This is a genomic window from Capnocytophaga sp. oral taxon 324 str. F0483, assembly GCF_000318315.2.
Taxonomy (GTDB): Bacteria; Bacteroidota; Bacteroidia; order Flavobacteriales; family Flavobacteriaceae; genus Capnocytophaga; species Capnocytophaga ochracea.
Genome location: NZ_KB291485.1, coordinates 1 through 19,216, shown reverse-complemented (window position 1 = coordinate 19,216; position 19,216 = coordinate 1). Strand labels below are relative to the sequence as shown.

Sequence of the window (19,216 nt, the reverse complement as noted above, 5' to 3'; positions counted from 1 at the left end):
GTAAGAGGTAAGAGTTTTTAATTCTTCACTCAATTACCTCATAATTTTTTAGTTTCTATTAGCTTTTTTGAAGCATCGTATTTGCGAACTTCCTTTTTCTTAGTATCAGTTACAGTGTAATTGTCTAATTTTCCATTCTTGTAGATGGAAACAGTAGTCTCTTTTGTACTGCGGTCTTCACAAGTTTTTTGGCTAATTACTCCTTTGTCATAAGTTTCACGACAATTGCCGTTTTCAGTAACATACCATTTTTCAGTAATTTTCCCAGTTGGGTCATATTTAGTAGTGATTTTGCTATCCACTTGGTCTAATTTCAGCTTCCCATTTTGGTAAAATTCCTTCGTAGTACTCTTGATAGTATTCACTTCTTTGCTGGGGTTGCCATTCTTGTGGTAAGTAGTAACCACTTGGTCAGCTCCTTCCTTCAAGTTGGTGTGTATTTCTATCTTTTGAGCAAGCTTACCAGCGTGGTCAAACACGTGTCCTTCAATAATGTTCCCTTTGAAGATGTTTTTCTTGCGCAATCTACCTTCGGTATTGAATATGTGTATTTCCGAGAGTTTCCCATTGGCGAAGATATAGGTAGATTTTAGGTTTTTTTCCTTGTTTTCAAACTGTCCTTCACCTACAAACTGCCCGTTGTTGCCTATCTCGAATTCAAAGCGCTGTTCATCGTTGTCAATAACGTAATTTCCTTTCGGCAGAACTACCTTTCGCGTCATATATGCTTGGCGAATCATATCGCTATTAATACCTGCCGAATTGCCCGATTTAAGGTTTCTTTGTAACTGCAAATATGCGTCGTAATTTACGTATTCCTTCACTTCCACGATGCCTCTTTTAAATTCATCGCTTTTAGTATCTATAAAAAACTGCTTTCCCAATTGGTTTTGCGCAAAAGTAAATGCGGCACACCCCAGTGCTATAAATGTAAAAAGTCTCTTCATCTGTTTTAATTCTTATTTTCTAAGATAATATTTACTATTTCCTCAGTAGCATTAGGCAAAGCCAACGTCTTAATGTGTTGCGACAGGCTCTGCTGTTTTGCCTCGTCGTTTATGAGTTCAGTAAAAGTAGTAGCAAAAGTAGTGCCTAAATCAGTTTCGCGTAACAAAATAGCAGCCTGTTTTTGCTCAATAGCTCGTGCATTTTTGGTCTGGTGGTCTTCTGCCACATTAGGCGAAGGAATAAATATCACAGGTTTTCCCACTACACACAATTCGCTCACCGAGCTGGCTCCTGCGCGAGAGATAATTACATCGGCAACAGCATAAGCCAACTCCATTTTATCAATAAAAGCTAAAACTTTCACTCGCTCGCTTTCATATTTCTTGTACTCTTCATAATACAGTTTGCCACACTGCCATAACACTTGTACCCCAAGTTTTTCAAATAAAGGCAACTGCTCTTCTACCAGCTGATTGATGCGTCTGGCTCCCAAACTACCCCCTAATATCAACAACGTTTTTTGCTCAGGGTTCAGCTGAAAATATGTCAGTCCTTCTGTGCGGTGCTTTGCTATATCCAAGAGCCCACCGCGAATAGGATTACCTGTTTTTACGATTTTCTCTTTGGGGAAGAACTGTTCCATTGCATCGTAAGCCACACATATTTTTTTTGCCTTTTTAGAAAGCATTTTGTTGGTAATACCTGCATACGAATTCTGTTCTTGAATGAAAGTAGGAATACCCATTCCGCCTGCTACCTTCACCACAGCACCGCTGGCAAAACCTCCGGTACCTATTACGGCATCGGGTTTAAAACGCTTGATAATGCTCCGAGATTTCAGCAAGCTACTGATGAATTTTAAGGGAAATAGCAGGTTCTGCAAGGTAATTTTACGCTGAATGCCCGAAATCCAAAGCCCTTCAATAGAATAACCCGCCTGTGGTACCTTTTGCATCTCCATACGGTCTTTGGCGCCCACAAACAGAATGTCGGCATCTGGAATACGTCTTTTCAATTCATCGGCAATAGCGATAGCAGGAAAAATATGCCCGCCTGTACCTCCTCCTGATATGATAAACTTTTTCATTTCTCGTTCTAATTTGGTGCAAAGGTACGCAAATCTTCACAAAAAGCAATATTATTTAAGCGTTTGCTTAATACTGCTGTTGATAGCCTTAAAAACTTCACTGTTTTGATGAGGTACACAGTCCTGTACCCAATACCACCAAAAATAACCGCCCACGTAGTTCTTTACATATTTAGGCATCGAATAATAGTGCTTAGCTCTTTGCACTTTACTCTGTACAGAGTACTTCTTATAATCGTTATTGCCACACTCCCCTATGCCCAATTTAACACTCGGAAAAATAGACTCTAAATTGTTAAATACTTCTTGCCAATTAGGTTGGTAATTGCCGTTATCATCTTCGTAATAGCTTACTAACACGTAATCCAACTCCTTTTTCATATCTTCGGGGATATATCTTTTTAGCCAATCCTCCATCGTCACCTTTTGGTCACCTGGTTTAAAATAGTAGCTCACAAGCACTGTTTTCGCATTTTTACTGCGGATAAACTTATAAGCACCATAGGCTTTATCGGCAATAAACTGAGGGTTGTCACCCATCCAACCTTCTCCGTTAATTTCATTGCCCACTTCCCAAAAATCCGTATATGCCGAGAGTTCTTTATACGAATCTTGAAATCTCTTTACATAACTATCCACAGTTTTGTAACCTTTCATATCTTCTGAATCGGCTGGTGTTGCCATCACATAAGCTACTTGATGAACGGCCGAAAAAAGCGGTTTGTAATTTGTTATCGCTGTTTTCTTAGACATCACAATGCGCACCGTAGGCTTTACAGGCATCGCCTTTATAGCACTTACAATCTGCTGAACAGTAACTCCGGTTTCCTCCCAACTGTCATCTATAGTAATGCCATACAAATAGGCATTCGTAGGGGTATTAGGTTTGGGATTATCAGGCTTGGGTTTGTCTGGAATTGGCTTATCAGGGGTAGGTTTATTAGGGTCTGGTTGGGGAACTTCGTCATTGTTTTTATGGCAAGCTATAAAAACGATTGCCATACATAGGTATAATATTCTTTTCATTTGTTAAACAATTTTATTCTGAAAGTGCAAAGGTACTATTTTTATTGCAAACTGCTTCAAAAAATCATCTGAAAAATCAAAATCTACCCTTTCTCCCTCAGCTTTCGCATTTACCCCATTCTTTCTTCGCTTTAATATTATGAACTTTACCAAAATTTAAAACTTTAGCAAAGTTAAAGCCTTCCTCTAACCTTCTTTTTATCTCTATTTCAACTCTAACTTACTTTCATCTTTTGTTCATCATTCGTTCGTCTTTTCTTCGTCTTTTCTTCGTCTTTACGTCGCTGTGATTCCCCCTTTGGAGGGGGTTAGGGGGAGGTTTTCTTCGTTCTTTGTTCGTCTTTTGTTTATCTGCCCGTGCGGCTCGCACCGTCTTTTGTTCGTCATTCCTTCATCTCACTTTTCCGTTACTACACTCCCTCTCCTTGGGAGAGGGCTGGGGAGAGGATATTTTGTTCGTCTTTTCATTATCTGTCTGTCGTGCTACGACTGCCCGTGTGGCTCGCTCTGCCTATCGTGCTACGACCTCGCATCGGTTTTCTTTTAAAGCTTGTCCCCCTTCGGGGGTTCGGGGGCTTTCGCCACACTGTCACTCGTCATTGATTTGGTATTTTTGGCAAAGTTGAAAGCTCCCAATAGTCTCTTTCTTATCTCCATTATATCCTTATTTTGAATTTGTTTTTTGTTCATTCTTAAACCACTGTAGACCCACTATAGACCCACTATAGACCCACTATAGACCCACTGTAGACCCACTGTAGACCCACTGTAGACCCACTGTAGACCCACTCTTTATTCATCTATCCTATAAGCTTTGCATAAGCCCCCACCTAATTAACCATTAACCACTAATCATTAATCACTAATAAAAAACCTCCAAAAAGCGAATAGCTTTTTGGAGGTATTCTTATTTTTATCGTACTTTTTACTAATAAAACAGTTTATTTGATAGGCGTTTTAGGCAAGGTAACTTCTCCTGGGTCTTTCCAAAGCCCATCTTTGATAGCTCTTTTTTTAGCCGCTTCAGCACGTTTCTCGCTATCAGGGTGTGAACTCATCATCTTTTGGAATTTACTTTGGGTTGCTCCACCTGAAAGCAAAGCCAATTTCTTAAATGCTGTATAAACAGCCACCACATTATAACCGTGTTTCTTCATAAAATTGTAAGAATATTCATCGGCTTGTGATTCTTGTTTTTTACTGTGTTTAGCATCAAGGATAGCATTAGCCATTTCACCCAATTCAGTGTCGCTTAGTTTTCTTACAACCCCCGAAGCCGAGCTTGCAGCATCTTGTGCAGCAGCACGCATATAAGCAGATTTGATAGCATCTTTAGTGTCCTCATTCTTCACGTGACCTATTTCGTGACCGATAACTGCCAATAATTCATCATCAGTCATCAAATCCATCAACGATGAAAACACACGCACACTCCCATCAGCACAAGCAAACGCATTGATATCGGTTACCAGATACACTTTGTAATTGAGCTTCAAACCGTCCTCATTTTGGTGTTTCCCAAACACACGATTCAAGCGTTTAGTATACGGACTGTTTTTGCCTGCTACCGGATTATGAGCATCCATCCAGTCTACTGATTCCTTTGAAAGCCTTTTAGCATCTTCATTAGTAAATGATAAAGCTTGTGCTCCTTTTGTAACGGCACTTGCGGCTTTCCCTAAATTGATTTTTTGAGCTTGTCCCATAGAAAATAGTCCTATAGACATTGCAATTAAGATAAAATTTTTCATTTGAAATTCTTTTAATAATAATGGCGCAAATTTATGCTTTTCTATGGTTAAAACAAAATATTTTTATATTTTTCTTTCGTATTAATATTTTTTTTCGTACCTTTGCCCGCAGTGTAGAAGACTATCTTTTTCCCTGATAGGGAGAAATGGAATAGTTTTTGTTACTACCCAACTATTTAATACAAAACAAGAGGAGATTTTATGAACGATAACTTTTCACCAAGAGTTAAAAGGATATTCACATATAGCAAAGAAGAAGCCATTCGCTTAGGGCAATCTACGGTAGGCACTGAGCACTTTGTGTTAGCCATATTGCAAGAAGGTGAAGGTAGTGCAATCGATTTAATGCACAGTTTAAATATCGATATGGAAAGACTGCGCCAAAACATCCACACGCTCACTTCTGCACGTGGTCTCAACCCTCCTAACTTCAATGCCGTTCATTTCACCGTACAAGCCGAAAGAGCAATGCAGGCTACTTACTTAGAAGCAAAACGCTCCCAGAATGATATGATTAATACAGCTCATCTATTACTAAGCATTTTGCGTAACGAAAACGACCCTACTACTAAAGTTTTCAACAAGCTAGGCGTAAATTATGAAGTAGCAAGAGATAAATTCCAACCCATACGCGACGATAATTATCAAGTCTCATCTCCCACCGATGAAGTTGACGAATACGACCGAGACTATAGTTTACCTCACGAAAACAAATCGGGTTACAAAGGTCAGCAACCCAATCAAGGGGGGCAATATGGGCAACGAAAACTCACTGTGTTAGATAATTTTGGTAGAGATTTAACTGCTTTAGCCGAACAAGGTAGTTTAGACCCCGTAGTAGGTCGCGAGAAGGAAATAGAACGCGTATCCCAAATATTGAGTCGCCGTAAGAAGAATAACCCAATACTCATCGGTGAACCTGGTGTTGGTAAAAGCGCCATCGCCGAAGGATTAGCTTTGCGCATTATTCAGAAAAAAGTGGCACGAGTATTGTATAACAAACGTGTGGTAACACTCGATTTAGCTTCGTTAGTAGCTGGAACTAAATATCGCGGACAGTTTGAAGAACGCCTTAAAGCCATAATGAGTGAACTCGAAAAGAATAAAGATATCATTCTTTTTATTGATGAAATTCACACCTTAGTGGGAGCTGGTGGCGCCTCAGGTAGCTTAGATGCCTCTAATATGTTTAAACCTGCCTTAGCACGTGGTGAAATACAATGTATTGGAGCTACTACCTTAGATGAATATCGTCAATCTATTGAAAAAGATGGCGCCTTAGAACGCCGTTTCCAAAAAGTAATCATCGAACCAACAAGCGTAGATGAAACCATACAAATCCTTCGTAATATAAAAGGAAAATACGAAGAACATCACAACGTAACCTATACCGATGAGGCTATTGAGGCTTGTGTAAAGCTCACCAATCGTTATCTTACCGACCGTTATTTGCCCGATAAAGCTCTTGATGCCTTAGACGAAGCTGGTGCAAGAATACATATTATGCAAGTAAAAGTTCCACAATATATCGTGGAATTGGAAGAACGTTTAGAACAAGCTACTCAAGCCAAAAACAGAGCTGTTTCACGTCAGCAGTTTGAAGAAGCTGCCCGTTTGCGCGATAACGAGAAAATTATCGAAAATTCATTAGTTGAAATGAATAAGAAATGGGACGAAGAATCTAAACAACACCGTGATGTAGTAACCGCCGACCATATTGCCGATGTAGTCTCAATGATGAGCGGCGTACCTGTAAACAGAATTGCTCAAACTGAAATGAGCAAACTCTCAGGATTATCCGAGATAATGAAATCCAAAATCATTGGTCAAGATGAAGCGGTAGAAAAGGTAGTGAAATCTATCAAACGCAATCGTACAGGCTTAAAAGACCCAAATAAACCTATAGGCTCTTTCATCTTTTTAGGACAAACAGGAGTTGGAAAAACGCAACTCGCTAAAGTGCTTGCCAAAGAACTTTTCGATTCAGAAGAAACAATGGTACGCATTGATATGAGTGAGTATATGGAGAAGTTTTCAGTTTCTCGTCTCATAGGAGCTCCTCCAGGGTATGTAGGTTATGAAGAAGGCGGTCAGCTCACCGAGAAAATACGTCGCAAACCTTATTCTGTGGTGCTTTTAGATGAGATAGAAAAAGCACACCCCGATGTTTTCAATATGCTTTTACAAGTGCTTGACGATGGTTTCTTAACTGATAGTTTAGGACGAAAGATTAATTTTAGAAATACTATCATCATTATGACCTCTAATATAGGAGCTCGTCAAGTAAAAGATTTTGGGCAAGGTGTTGGTTTTGGCACTTCAGCAAGAATAGCCCAATCTGAAGCTAATGAGAAATCTATTGTCGAAAATGCTTTGAAAAAGGTATTTGCTCCTGAGTTTCTAAACCGTATTGACGATGTGATTACTTTCAATCCTCTTAGTAAAGAAGATATCTTTAAAATTATCGATATTGAACTTTCTAAACTGTACTCACGTATCAACGATTTAGGCTATGGAGTACAACTCAGCCAGAAAGCAAAAGAATTCATTGCAGATAAAGGCTATGACAAACAATATGGTGCTCGACCTTTGAAACGCGCTATTCAAAAATATGTAGAAGACATATTAGCCGAAGAAATAGTATCTAACCAAGTGCACGAAGGCGATAGCATTCACTTTGATTTAGATGAGAAAGGAGAAAACCTCATAATAACGCAAAAAGAACTTATTTAATAACATCAACCTTTTGAACTTTTAGGCGTTCCCTCAAAGTTCAGAATTTAAACGCTCAAATTACTATGTACGTATTAAGAATTTTAGGTTTATTTACACTACTACTCAGCTTATCTTCCTTTTCAGAGGCAGTAAAGAATACCGAAAAGAGTGTAGTTGTAAATACAGCTACCACAAAGGCTGTGGAAAATAAGAGCAAGCCCAAAAAGAAAACATTTTCTCCTCCTAAGAAAGGGAAAAAAGCTACCACCAGAGTGGCTTCAACAGCTAAAAAACGTCATAAGTTACCTCCTAAACGCAGTGTAGCTCATCATTCTGCTAAAAAGTCTGTAAAAAAAGCTTCTGTTAAGAGAGCTATAGCTATAGCTATAACTGATAAAAAGAAAAAGCCTGTAAAAGCAGATATAGCTATTGCTAAGAGTAAGAGATATGCTCCTAAAAAACACACCGGTAATAAAGCCCTAAAACAATACGCTGAGAATACTCTCGCAGACACTGAATTGGAAGACGACTTAGAAGACGAAGAACTATTTGAGGAACCTGAAAGCTATGAAACTACCGATATAGCGCTTACTGCACTCTCTAAAAGTAAAGCAGATACCAAACAACAGAAAGTATTATTAGATACAGCTTTCTCATATTTAGGAACTCCTTACAGACACGGAGGTGTTACCCGTAATGGTATGGATTGTTCTGGTTTTGTGAGTACTACTTTCAAATCTATTTCAGTACCATTATCTCGTTCCTCACAAGAAATGGCTACACAAGGAACTAAAATTGACTTGGAAGATGTAAAAGTAGGCGATTTACTTTTCTTCAGAACGACTAGGAAAAGCAGAATATCACACGTAGGTATGGTAGTAGATATAGATGGAGATATTAAATTCATACACTCTTCCTCTAAAAGAGGAGTTGTGATTTCTTCATTAAGTGATGAATATTACAAGAAAACATTTCGTATGGCAAAACGTGTAATGTGAGATTTGTAAATACTCCCATATTAACTATCTTATTAGGACTCATAGGAGGGATTGCTATTACTGATGTAATAGCTCCCTCTTTTTTATTTGCAATAAGTAGTTGTATATGCTTACTGCTCACTTTGGCAATACATCAGTTTTTAGCTACCAAACGATATGCTTTTCGTCACGGAATTGTAATACACGTAGGTCTCACTTCCGTAGCAGTGGGTATACTGATAACGATCCTTCATACCCCCACCTATAACTCTAAGCATTACACACAAAAACTAAATGCTAATGAGTATTACACTTTAGAAGCTGACATAATAGAGCAAACTTCACAAACAGATTACGGTACTACCTTTAAAGCCGAGCTCTTAACGGCTAACCATACAAGTACAGAAGGAAAAATTCTGTGCTTTTTTCCTTCTAAAACAATTACCGATGATGTGAAAACATTAGCTCCAACAGATAGATTGGTTTTTGTAGGCAAATATACTCCTATATCTCCTCCTAAAAATCCATATCAATTCAACTATAAACGGTATATGGAGCGAAAAGGTGTATATGGGCGAACAGAAGTAGTTGCTTTTTCTGTTGTTAAAAATAATACAACAGGTTTTATGGGGAGTATTGCGAGAACACGCTCTCATTTAGCTATTGTAATAGACAAACATTTTAATCAAGAGTCTTCTGCTCTGTTAAAAACACTACTCTTAGGAAAACGCACTGATTTAGATAACGAAGTCTATCAACATTATGTTGATGCGGGAGCGGTGCATATCTTAGCTATTTCGGGATTACACGTAGGGATTATTACTGCTATACTCCTTTTATTACTGCAAAAGATGCCTAATTTAGGTTTTTATCGTCCATTGCGATACTTTATACTATTAGCAGGCTTATGGACTTTTGCTTTCATAGCAGGCGCCTCTCCTTCGGTACTGAGGGCTACTGTAATGTTCAGCTTTGTAGGATTGAGTACTCTTATACGTAGGAAACAAGGCAGGTTTGATGCGTTAATGCTCTCAATGTTATTTCTGTTGCTTATCAATCCTTACTATTTGTATGATGTAGGCTTTCAGCTGAGTTATGCAGCGGTATTTTCTATAATGAAATTCTACCCTGTGATGCGCAAATGGTGGCAACCTGAGAATAAATACCTACAATGGATATGGTCTCTATTTTTGGTAGGATTATCTGCTCAAATAGTAGTTTTACCTATCAGTTTGTACTATTTTCACCAGTTTCCTATATTGTTTTTCGTTTCTAACTTGGTAGTAGTACCTTTATTACAACCTATACTCATAGGAGGTATCATTGCCTTATGTTTGGGAAGTTTTGGTATTTTGCCTTATGCCATAGTCTTCGTCTTAGAAAAATTAATCGCTTTAATGAACTTTTTGGTAGCATTTATAGCCCATCAAGAAATGTTTATCATACGCAACATACCTTTTACTACTCCCCTACTTCTTTCTTCCTTATTGACGGTGTTCATACTCATTGTTTTTGTACATTATAGGAAATACAAAGTATTGGTAGCACTTCTCTTATCTGTTATTTTATTTCAAGGGGTACTTTTCTATCACAAATATCAATTAGAAACTACTGAAGAAATGCTAGTTTTCAGCAAATATAAACAGAAAGTAATCACTATTAGACAAGGTGATAAACTAAGTATCTATCAAACAGATACAATTTCTCCTGATCCTGTAGTAATGAACTACATAAAAAATAAAGGTATCAGCAATATCGAGCTTAAGAAGATGCCTTATATATTGCGTTTCAAACAAAAAAACTACTTGCTAATGGATAGTTTAGGGGTATACCCAAAATCCAAGCAAGTAATTATCGATAGTATTATCTTCTTACAGAAACCTAAAATCAATTTGGATAGAATGAAACGAGATTTATCGCTTAGGTAGTAAGGAAAGAATAATGTACAATAAAATAATTAGCGGAATAGCAATTATTTTTAAACTTAGAAGTAAAATTACGCAAAGCGCTAAGAATATATATTTCAACGCATTATTCTTAAAAGAATAATCGCTAAACTTCAACGCAAAGAGTGCTATTTCAGCATTCAACAAGTAAGCACTCAACAAAGTAATCCCTAACAAGACCCACATATTATGCAATAAACTATCGAATAATTCAGTAGGCTGATATTGTAATATAAGAGGCAAAGAAAGAATAAACATTGTATTAGCTGGGGTAGGAAGCCCTATAAAGCCAGATGTCTGCCGTGTGTCTATATTAAAATTCGCCAATCGATAGGCAGAAGCTAAAGTAATAAGGAAACCAACATAAGGCAACAACATAGCAAAAGTTCCCTCAGTTTGCAATACATAGGTACTATTATTCAACAGCTGAAACATCACAATACCAGGAACTACTCCAGAAGTAACCATATCGGCTAAGGAATCTAACTGTAAGCCCATTTCGGATTTTACGTGTAGCAAACGAGCAAAGAAACCATCAAAAAAATCGAGGAAGATACCTATTGCCACAAACAAAGCAGCCCAATCAATCGTTCCTCTTACGGCAAAGACGATCGCTACTGTTCCGCAAAGGAGATTGGATAAAGTGATAAGATTAGGGACATACTTCTTCATTCTACTTACAATCGGCATCTAAATAATCTGGAAGGTATGAAGTATCCTTATTAGCATCACAATCAGGATAAGTTATCACGCCATATTCATTACGCACAATCTCATTTATAGAAGGTTTACCATCGTGATCGTGGTCGGCACGACGTGTAGCAATAAGTCTTACCGTAAAAATTAAAGGTGAATAAGCAGGTATTTTAGCTTGTCTGTTATTGAAATAGCCTAAACCTGAAGGAATAAAGAAAACTCCAACTCCTCCATCAGTAGGAGCATTTAGAGTACCATCACTATTGTTTGTAAGTCCTGTAGCCGATGCTCTTAGTTGAGCAACACCCTCCCTAAAACCTCTAATAGTACCTGAAGGCTTGTTGGTAACAATATTACCTATAAGATCCATCCAATTAGAAGTAGATTGTGTTGTTGTTTCATCAAATACACTTAAATCTAATAATTGTCCTTTATAATTCACATATACTGAATCAGCAATAGTAGTGGTAGTTCCTGTCCCCTCTTGCAAAATAAGATAGTAAAGCGTATGACGTACAAGAGTATTATTAGCATCATAGACATCTAATTCCAATCGTTTTAGCTTGCTATCATTGAAGATAGATGCTGTAGTATTAGAGGTTGTTGCAAAGGTAACCGTTTCAGAAATAGTAGTTGTTGCTGAAAAAGTGTAAGTATGCGTTTTTAAGAATGTTTCAATACTTTGATTATTCTCATTTCTCACCTCTGTAACATCACGTGGAGGTGTTACATTAGAGTTTTCATTTTTCTTACACGAAACAGCAAATAGCAAACCTATTGTGCTAATAGCAAATATAAATTTATTCATCATATAAAATTTCTTTATTTCTTAGTATAAGATACAATTATTTATTATTTTTGCACTTATTATTTTTCTAAAATCACAAAAGAATGCGAATTGATAAGTATTTATGGTGTGTGCGTTACTTCAAAACACGTAATATAGCTACTGAAGCCTGCAAAAAAGGACACATCAAAGTGAATGGTGAGACTGCAAAACCCTCAAGGGAAATTTACAAAAACGACCAAATAGTAGTGCGTAAGAACCAAATCAACTACCAAATAGAGGTCTTAGATATCCCTGAGAGCCGTGTGGGGGCTAAGTTAGTAGACCTTTATCGCCAAGACAACACGCCTCCTGAGGCTTTTGAACAAGCCGAAATACAAAAACTTGCGCAAGACTATTATCGCGAGAAAGGTGAAGGTCGCCCTACTAAAAAAGATCGCCGTGCTATTGATAATCTCTTGAATGACTTTCAAGAAGATAATGAATTATAACAAGGTTGGATATTTTTCAGGATTAGCTTCGTGCATTATACTGTATATCTTCTCAATAATGCTATCGGCATTAGGTTTAGAGAAATAATCACCATCGGTTGCATATGCAGGGCGGTGATTACCTGCTGCTAAGGTTTGTGGCGCACTATCCAAATACTGATAAGCATTTTGCTCTTCTACAATCTTCTGCAAAATATATGCCGAAGTAGCCCCAGGCATATCTTCATCTACAACCAACAGTCGATTGGTTTTCTGTATACTCTTCACTATATCGTGACGCACATCGAATGGTGCTAAGGATTGTGCATCTATAATCTCTATATCAATACCCATAGAAACTAACTCATCGGCAACTTCACACACGATGCGCAAAGTAGAGCCATAAGATACAACTGTAATATCTTTTCCTTCACGAAGTGTTTCGACTACTCCAATAGGCGTTTTGAACTCAGCGAGATTCGTAGGCATTGGTTCTTTCAGGCGGTAACCATTAAGACATTCCACCACTACCGCAGGTTGATTACCTTCTAAGAGTGTATTGTAGAACCCTGCTGCCCTCACCATATTGCGAGGAGTAAGAATACACACACCACGAAGAGCGTGTAAAAGTATCCCCATAGGTGAACCAGCGTGCCATATTCCTTCTAAACGGTGTCCTCGTGTTCTAACAATCAAAGGGGCTGATTGTCTACCAAAGGTACGATAATGTAAGGTAGCTAAATCATCACTAAGAGTTTGAAGACCGTAGAGAATATAATCTAAGTACTGAATTTCGGCAATAGGACGTAAACCACGCATAGCCAAGCCTATTCCTTGTCCTATAATAGTCGTTTCACGAATACTTGTATCAGCTACTCTTATAGCTCCGTGTTTCTTTTGTAAACCTTCCAAACCTTGGTTTACATCGCCTATATTACCTACATCTTCGCCAAATATCAAAAGGTTAGGGTACTTGGTAAGTAATGCATCAAAGTTCTCACGTAGGATCAGTCTTGCATCAACAAGTTTAGCATCTGGTTCATATATAGGAGCTACTTCTGCTATTTTCATAACATTATGAGTTCCTTCAGTATACAAGTGTTTGCTATACTTAGGTTCATTAGTTGCTATATAGTTAGTTATCCAAGTACGCAAGTTCGATACTTCTTTATTCTCTTTTAAGAACTGTCGCAATGCTTTACGTGCTACATTCATTATTACCTTACGAGAAAGAGTTGGAATTTGAGATAATTCTGTAGCAAAGATACTTTTAGGTTGTATGCTATTGAGTAATTGCAAAAGTTCCTTGCGTTCTGTTTCCATAGGTTTCATATACGCTTCCCAAGCTTTTTTCTTGCCATCACGTACGCGCTTTTTAGCTGCTTCTTCTATTGTCTGCAATTCCTCTTCAGTAGCATATCCTTTCGCTAATATCCATTCACGCATTTTGGTAATACAGTCAAAATCCTTTTCCCATTGCAAACGTTCAGCACTTTTATAGCGTTCGTGAGAGCCTGAGGTAGAGTGTCCTTGGGGTTGTGTAAGTTCTTTTACGTGTACCAACACAGGCACGTGCTCTTTACGAGCAATTTTAGCTGCTTTCTGATAAATATCGTACAAAGTGGGATAATCCCAACCTTTAGCAACGAATATTTCAAATCCTTTGTGGTTGGCATCTCGTTGGAAGCCTTTCATCACTTCAGAGATACTCTCTTTGGTAGTGTGGTATTCCTTAGGGACTGAAATGCCATATTCGTCATCCCAAACCGAAATTACCATTGGCACTTGCATTACGCCCGCAGCATTAAGAGTTTCAAAAAAGTGTCCTTCACTGGTGCTTGCATTACCAATAGTACCCCAAGCTACTTCATTACCATGATTTGAGAAACCTTTACTTTCAGCATTAGGTAACTCACGATATACTTTAGAGGCTTGCGCTAAACCTAATAAACGAGGCATTTGTCCCGCAGTACACGATATGTCGCTACTACTATTCTTTTGTTTTAATAAATCTTTCCAATTTCCCTCTTCATCTAAACTATGAGTAGCAAAGTGTCCACCCATTTGGCGTCCGGCACTGGTGGGGTCTGCTTTTATATCAGCGTGAGCATACAGTCCAGCAAAGAAATTTTCAACTGTATGTACCCCAAGAGCCATCATAAGGGTTTGGTCTCGATAATAACCACTCCGAAAGTCTCCATACTGAAAGGCTCTCGCCATTGCTACTTGGGGGACTTCTTTCCCATCACCAAAAATACCAAATTTTGCTTTACCAGTAAGCACTTCTTTTCTTCCCATCAAACTACATTCTCTACTGAGAACAGCGATGCCATAGTCTTCTAAAATATCTTCTTTTTTCATTGGTTATATCTTATTAAAATAATATTTGTTTTATTTCATAATCATTTTTGTTTTGTTACAAAAAACTCGGGCAAATGTATTACTTTTTTTTTAAATATACAAACATAATACAGTTTTTATTTTTACTTTTGCAATCTATAAGCTATATTTCAGTAATGGGAAATCATTGCATATGAAGCGTATTCTTATCACGATAAACTATTTTTTAAATTGAACAAATAGGTGTTTTGTTACTTTAAAACCTCTCACAGATTTTATAAAATAAAACCTTTCCCAAAGGAAAGAAAACCAAATTATAAATAATAAAGAAAGGCGCTTTTTGCCTCAAGACCTTATTCCTAAGAAGGAATTGTAACAACGTAAAAGCGATTGAAAAATAGTATTTTTTATATCAAACTCACATTAAAATAAATATGAAAATTATTTGTATAGGTAAAAATTACCGCGAGACTATCGAAACATTTGATAAAACAACGGTTCAGCCCATAGTGGTATTTATGAAGCCTGATACGGCTATTCATAACCTCGAAATTCCTTACTACCTTCCTGATTTTACACAGAATTTGCATTACGAAATAGAATTAGTACTCAAAATCAACCAGAATGGAAAGTGTATTTCGGAAAAATTTGCACATAAATATTACGACGAGATTGCGGTGGGCATTGACTTTACTGCTTGCGACCTGCAAGTGGAATTGAGTCAAAAAGGACTACCGTGGGAGCTGGCGAAGGCTTTTGATGGCTCAGCTATCGTAGGAAAGTTTGTCTCTAAAGAAACTTTTGAGAGTTCTTCCTCTATTCAGTTTCACTTAGACAAAAATGGCTCTACTGTACAAAAGGGCAATACGACACAAATGCTGAGAGGTTTTGACGTTATCATCTCGGAGGTATCGCAGTTCTTTACCCTTCGCAAGGGAGACCTTATCTTTACGGGAACACCTAAAGGTGCAGGGAGAGTAGCAGTAGGTGATGTGTTAGAAGGATTTTTAATGGGAGAGAAAGGATTTAGTTTGAAAATTAGATAATTTGGAAATTAGCAAATTTAACGATTAGCCCTAAAAGCCCCAAAGCCAGTGAATGCTTGAAGCTCGCTATCTGAAAAAGGTTGTAGTGCGACAAGCAATTAAAAATCGGATTGTACAGCTTTGATGAGTTCATCGTTATTCTTGAACTTTACAAAGGCGCCATTCTTGAAGTAGGAAATGTGTCCGGTTTCTTCAGAAACGACTAAGGCAGTAGCGTCTGTTTTCTCGGTGATAGAAATGGCGGCACGATGACGCAAACCATAGCGTTTAGGCAAGTTGATTTCACTTGCAACAGGCAGTATTACTCTTGTAGCTATAATATGATTACCCTTTATCACGATGGCTCCATCGTGTAGCGGACTATTCTTATAAAAGATACTTTCGATAATAGGCTCGGAGAACTCTATATTCACCTTGTCGCCAGTTTGGGTTACAAAGTCGAGAGGCATATTGTGTTCCAAAACAATAAGTGCCCCTGTATTGGTACTGGCTAACTTCTGACATACATTTATCAAACTCTCAATATTAAGCAGAATTTCCTTCTCTTTGAAGAAGTGAAAAGCACGGTGTAGCTTGTTGCGTGCAGTGATATTGGTAGAACCAATGGTGAGCAAGAAGCGACGTATTTCCTGCTGGAATACAACTATCAGTGCGAAGACTCCTACCCCAATGAACTGACCTAATATACTACTGAGCAACTGCATTTGCAAAGCTTCGGTAATCTTCCATATCAAGTAGATAATCACAATACCCATAAAAATATTAATGGCTACCGTGCCTCGAATCAATCGGTAGAGGTAGTACAAGAGGGCTGCAAACAACACTATGTCAATCGCATCGACGATTGTAAAGTCTAAAATATCGAATAGTTTCATTGTATTTTTTCAAAGAGTGTTACACATTCTTTAGCTTCTTTTACATCGTGTACCCGCAAAATGTGTGCCCCTTTCATCAGGGCTATGGTATTGACTACTGTCGTAGCATTCAGCGCACCAGCAGGGTCAGTGTTTAACAATTTGTACAACATCGACTTGCGGGAAAAACCTACCAATAGCGGACAACCAAAGCTATGGAATAGCTCTAAGTGCTTCAACACTTCATAATTTTGGTCTAAGGTTTTAGAGAAACCAAAGCCTACATCTACTATAAAATCGTTAATCCCCGCTTGCAAGGCTTTGGCTTTGCGCTCAGAAAAATAGTAGCGCATATCACTGATGATATCCTTATAATCGGTGTGCTGTTGCATTGTTTGGGGTGTACCTACGAGGTGCATCGCAATATAAGGCACCTGAAATTGCGCTACTGTAGCCAACATCTGCTCATCTAAGAGTCCGGCAGAAATATCGTTGATAATACAAGCTCCTTCTAAGAGCGATTGGCGTGCTACCTCACTGCGGAAAGTATCTACCGAGATACGTATCTCGGGGAAATGTTGCACCAAAGAGCGCACTACGGGCACTACTCTACTGAGTTCTTCGGTTTGTGAGACTTCGGGTGCATTGGGACGGGTGCTATAACCACCCACATCAATAAAATCTGCGCCGTGAGCGAGCATTATTTCTGCGCGTTGTAAGAGCGTTTTTTCGGTTACACGACTTCCTTCGTAGAAAGAGTCGGGGGTATGATTGAGGATTCCCATCACTCGCGGGGTATCCATAGAGAGGAGTTCTCCTTTACAGTTTATTGTCATTAATTGTTAGTTATTAGTTGTTAGATTAACAGTCGGCCATATTTACAGCTACCGCTAAGCCCCCTTCTGAGGTTTCTTTGTATTTAGAGTTCATATCTTTGGCAGTTTGCCACATAGTATTGATAACCTTGTCTAAGGGTACTTTCGCATTCTTAGGGTCGGTTTCGATAGCCAATTCGGCAGCGTTAATTGCTTTGATTGCCCCCATAGCATTGCGCTCGATACAAGGGATTTGCACCAATCCGCCAATAGGGTCGCAAGTAAGCCCCAAGTGGTGTTCCATTGCTATTTCGGCAGCGATGAGTACCTGCTCAGGAGAACCACCCAAGAGTTCGCAGAGCGCACCTGCCGCCATTGCGGAAGATACACCTATTTCGGCTTGACAACCGCCCATAGCTGCTGAAATGGTTGCCCCTTTTTTGAAGAGACTGCCTATTTCGCCCGCTACCAATAAGAATTGCTGAATTTGCTCCTCGGTAGCTTGTTGGTTTTCGATAGTTATGTAGTAGAGTAACACGGCGGGAATCACCCCTGCACTACCATTGGTAGGTGCCGTAACTACACGCCCCAACGAAGCATTCACTTCATTAACTGCTAGCGAAAAACAACTTACCCATTTAAGGATTTCGCGAAACTTGATATTCGTTTTCTTGATAGAGTTCAGCCAATTCTCTGGACTATCGTAGGTGACTACCCCTATGAGGTTCTTGTGGATATCATAAGCACGACGGCGCACGTGTAAACCGCCAGGAAGTACACCCTCGGTATGACAACCTATATAAGTACATTCCAACATTGTATGCCATATACGCATCAGTTCGCTATGGATTTGCTCCTCAGTACGCAAGGCTTTTTCGTTTTCATAGACGATTTCGGATATTTTCTTTCCTTCTTGACAACAATAGCTAATGAGTTGCTCAGCTTTATCAATAGGGAAAGGGAAATTTCGCTGAGTATCTTCCTTGGCTGTTGCTTGTTCTCCTTCTTTTACTATAAAACCACCCCCTACTGAGTAGAAAGTAGAAACATAACTGAACCCCTCGCCTTCAGCTGTAAAAGTAAGCCCATTGGGGTGAAAAGGCAAAAAATCTCTATTGAAAATAATGTCTTCCTTAGGATTGAAGCTAATGATGCTCTCATTGCCCAAATAGAGCTCTTGATTATTAGTAATAGCCGTAATAATCACGTCTAAACTCTCAATAGGCACATACTCAGGGTCGGCACCACTGAGACCTAACATTACTGCCAAATCGGTAGCGTGACCTTTGCCTGTGAGAGAGAGTGAGCCATATAAATCTACGTGCACTTTGGTTGTGCGGGTTAGGAGGTGCTTCTCTCTCAATTCTTTGAGAAAAGCCTCAGCAGCACGCCAAGGACCCAAAGTGTGAGAGCTGGAAGGACCTACCCCTATTTTTAGCATATCGAATACACTTATCTGCTCCATTTTTTCGTTATAAGACTTTATAAGAATGCAAAAATAGAGAGAAATTAGCAAATTAGCAAATTTGAAAATTAGCATTTTAGATAAAACACACTAAATTAGTGAAGTAAAAGAAGTATAGCTTGGGTGTAGAATTTGAACAAAAATGATTAATAAAATTTCCTCTAAACCTCTAACGAAGAATCAGCGGACAGAATATCCTCTCCCCAACCCTCTCCCAAGGAGAGGGAGTATAATAATGGAAAAGTAAGACGAACAATGAACGGTGCGAGCCGCACGGGCAGATAAAGAATGAA

At 38.6% G+C, this 19,216-nt stretch carries 15 protein-coding genes; 5 read left to right on the top strand and 10 right to left on the bottom strand.

Going from position 1 to position 19,216, the window contains the following annotated elements; all coding sequences use genetic code 11:
* Positions 1–38: 38 nt before the first annotated feature.
* From HMPREF9072_RS01245 to HMPREF9072_RS01230, 4 genes are all read right to left on the bottom strand, one after another.
* Positions 39–947: a hypothetical protein gene (locus tag HMPREF9072_RS01245; protein WP_009410129.1), complete on the bottom strand. Its 909-nt coding sequence runs from the start codon at positions 945–947 to the stop codon at positions 39–41.
* Positions 948–952: 5 nt separating this feature from the next.
* The gene (murG, locus tag HMPREF9072_RS01240) at positions 953–2,035 is read right to left on the bottom strand and encodes an undecaprenyldiphospho-muramoylpentapeptide beta-N-acetylglucosaminyltransferase (RefSeq protein ID WP_009410128.1); all 1,083 of its coding nucleotides are present in this window, start codon (positions 2,033–2,035) and stop codon (positions 953–955) included.
* Between the two features lie 51 nt (positions 2,036–2,086).
* Positions 2,087–3,037, bottom strand: a complete 951-nt coding sequence (locus tag HMPREF9072_RS01235) for a hypothetical protein (RefSeq protein ID WP_009410127.1) — start codon at positions 3,035–3,037, stop codon at positions 2,087–2,089.
* A 965-nt stretch (positions 3,038–4,002) separates the two neighbouring features.
* Positions 4,003–4,812 carry a M48 family metallopeptidase gene (locus HMPREF9072_RS01230; protein WP_009410124.1) on the bottom strand — a complete coding sequence of 270 codons (810 nt, stop codon included), beginning with the start codon at positions 4,810–4,812 and terminating at the stop codon, positions 4,003–4,005.
* 201 nt (positions 4,813–5,013) lie between these two features.
* Between HMPREF9072_RS01230 and HMPREF9072_RS01225 the strand changes: the two genes are divergently transcribed.
* The 3 genes from HMPREF9072_RS01225 to HMPREF9072_RS01215 all read left to right on the top strand — a co-directional run bounded on the left by HMPREF9072_RS01225 (position 5,014) and on the right by HMPREF9072_RS01215 (position 10,432).
* Positions 5,014–7,545, top strand: a complete 2,532-nt coding sequence (locus HMPREF9072_RS01225) for an ATP-dependent Clp protease ATP-binding subunit (protein WP_009410123.1) — start codon at positions 5,014–5,016, stop codon at positions 7,543–7,545.
* 65 nt (positions 7,546–7,610) lie between these two features.
* Positions 7,611–8,525, top strand: a complete 915-nt coding sequence (locus HMPREF9072_RS01220) for a C40 family peptidase (protein WP_009410122.1) — start codon at positions 7,611–7,613, stop codon at positions 8,523–8,525.
* Positions 8,522–10,432, top strand: a complete 1,911-nt coding sequence (locus HMPREF9072_RS01215) for a ComEC/Rec2 family competence protein (RefSeq protein WP_009410121.1) — start codon at positions 8,522–8,524, stop codon at positions 10,430–10,432. Before HMPREF9072_RS01220 ends, HMPREF9072_RS01215 begins: the two co-directional genes overlap by 4 nt.
* Here the strand turns inward: HMPREF9072_RS01215 and HMPREF9072_RS01210 are convergent.
* Both HMPREF9072_RS01210 and HMPREF9072_RS01205 read right to left on the bottom strand, forming a co-directional pair.
* Complete coding sequence (locus HMPREF9072_RS01210; RefSeq protein ID WP_034565986.1) at positions 10,418–11,122, bottom strand: phosphatidylcholine/phosphatidylserine synthase; 705 nt, start codon at positions 11,120–11,122, stop codon at positions 10,418–10,420. The two genes, HMPREF9072_RS01215 and HMPREF9072_RS01210, sit on opposite strands and share 15 nt — an antisense overlap.
* Before the next feature lies 1 nt (position 11,123).
* Positions 11,124–11,957 carry an FKBP-type peptidyl-prolyl cis-trans isomerase gene (locus tag HMPREF9072_RS01205; protein ID WP_009410119.1) on the bottom strand — a complete coding sequence of 278 codons (834 nt, stop codon included), beginning with the start codon at positions 11,955–11,957 and terminating at the stop codon, positions 11,124–11,126.
* An 80-nt stretch (positions 11,958–12,037) separates the two neighbouring features.
* Here HMPREF9072_RS01205 and HMPREF9072_RS01200 point away from each other — a divergent pair, with 80 nt between their 5' ends.
* Positions 12,038–12,424, top strand: a complete 387-nt coding sequence (locus HMPREF9072_RS01200) for an RNA-binding S4 domain-containing protein (protein WP_002672472.1) — start codon at positions 12,038–12,040, stop codon at positions 12,422–12,424.
* Here HMPREF9072_RS01200 and HMPREF9072_RS01195 read toward each other — a convergent pair.
* On the bottom strand, positions 12,419–14,764 hold the full coding sequence (locus HMPREF9072_RS01195; RefSeq protein WP_009410118.1) for a thiamine pyrophosphate-dependent enzyme: 2,346 nt from the start codon (positions 14,762–14,764) through the stop codon (positions 12,419–12,421). The two genes, HMPREF9072_RS01200 and HMPREF9072_RS01195, sit on opposite strands and share 6 nt — an antisense overlap.
* Before the next feature lie 413 nt (positions 14,765–15,177).
* Here HMPREF9072_RS01195 and HMPREF9072_RS01190 point away from each other — a divergent pair, with 413 nt between their 5' ends.
* Positions 15,178–15,789: a fumarylacetoacetate hydrolase family protein gene (locus HMPREF9072_RS01190; RefSeq protein WP_009410117.1), complete on the top strand. Its 612-nt coding sequence runs from the start codon at positions 15,178–15,180 to the stop codon at positions 15,787–15,789.
* Between the two features lie 98 nt (positions 15,790–15,887).
* On the opposite strand, the gene HMPREF9072_RS01185 is transcribed toward HMPREF9072_RS01190, so the two are convergent.
* From HMPREF9072_RS01185 to HMPREF9072_RS01175, 3 genes are read right to left on the bottom strand one after another with little or no spacing between them, the layout of a single operon-like run.
* Positions 15,888–16,664: a diadenylate cyclase gene (locus HMPREF9072_RS01185; RefSeq protein WP_002672484.1), complete on the bottom strand. Its 777-nt coding sequence runs from the start codon at positions 16,662–16,664 to the stop codon at positions 15,888–15,890.
* Positions 16,661–17,479 carry a dihydropteroate synthase gene (gene folP, locus HMPREF9072_RS01180; RefSeq protein WP_009410116.1) on the bottom strand — a complete coding sequence of 273 codons (819 nt, stop codon included), beginning with the start codon at positions 17,477–17,479 and terminating at the stop codon, positions 16,661–16,663. Before folP ends, HMPREF9072_RS01185 begins: the two co-directional genes overlap by 4 nt.
* Positions 17,480–17,504: 25 nt before the next feature.
* Positions 17,505–18,923, bottom strand: a complete 1,419-nt coding sequence (locus HMPREF9072_RS01175; protein ID WP_034565984.1) for an L-serine ammonia-lyase — start codon at positions 18,921–18,923, stop codon at positions 17,505–17,507.
* Positions 18,924–19,216: the final 293 nt, after the last annotated feature.

Excerpts from the sequence above, each read along its gene's own strand:
- HMPREF9072_RS01245 (WP_009410129.1), bottom strand. The coding sequence starts at position 947 with ATGAAGAGACTTTTTACATTTATAGCACTGGGGTGTGCCGCATTTACT.
- murG (WP_009410128.1), bottom strand. The coding sequence starts at position 2,035 with ATGAAAAAGTTTATCATATCAGGAGGAGGTACAGGCGGGCATATTTTT.
- HMPREF9072_RS01205 (WP_009410119.1), bottom strand. The coding sequence starts at position 11,957 with ATGATGAATAAATTTATATTTGCTATTAGCACAATAGGTTTGCTATTT.
- HMPREF9072_RS01225 (WP_009410123.1), top strand. The coding sequence starts at position 5,014 with ATGAACGATAACTTTTCACCAAGAGTTAAAAGGATATTCACATATAGC.
- HMPREF9072_RS01185 (WP_002672484.1), bottom strand. The coding sequence starts at position 16,664 with ATGAAACTATTCGATATTTTAGACTTTACAATCGTCGATGCGATTGAC.
- folP (WP_009410116.1), bottom strand. The coding sequence starts at position 17,479 with ATGACAATAAACTGTAAAGGAGAACTCCTCTCTATGGATACCCCGCGA.
- HMPREF9072_RS01220 (WP_009410122.1), top strand. The coding sequence starts at position 7,611 with ATGTACGTATTAAGAATTTTAGGTTTATTTACACTACTACTCAGCTTA.
- HMPREF9072_RS01175 (WP_034565984.1), bottom strand. The coding sequence starts at position 18,923 with ATGGAGCAGATAAGTGTATTCGATATGCTAAAAATAGGGGTAGGTCCT.
- HMPREF9072_RS01200 (WP_002672472.1), top strand. The coding sequence starts at position 12,038 with ATGCGAATTGATAAGTATTTATGGTGTGTGCGTTACTTCAAAACACGT.
- HMPREF9072_RS01230 (WP_009410124.1), bottom strand. The coding sequence starts at position 4,812 with ATGAAAAATTTTATCTTAATTGCAATGTCTATAGGACTATTTTCTATG.
- HMPREF9072_RS01195 (WP_009410118.1), bottom strand. The coding sequence starts at position 14,764 with ATGAAAAAAGAAGATATTTTAGAAGACTATGGCATCGCTGTTCTCAGT.
- HMPREF9072_RS01210 (WP_034565986.1), bottom strand. The coding sequence starts at position 11,122 with ATGAAGAAGTATGTCCCTAATCTTATCACTTTATCCAATCTCCTTTGC.
- HMPREF9072_RS01190 (WP_009410117.1), top strand. The coding sequence starts at position 15,178 with ATGAAAATTATTTGTATAGGTAAAAATTACCGCGAGACTATCGAAACA.
- HMPREF9072_RS01235 (WP_009410127.1), bottom strand. The coding sequence starts at position 3,037 with ATGGCAATCGTTTTTATAGCTTGCCATAAAAACAATGACGAAGTTCCC.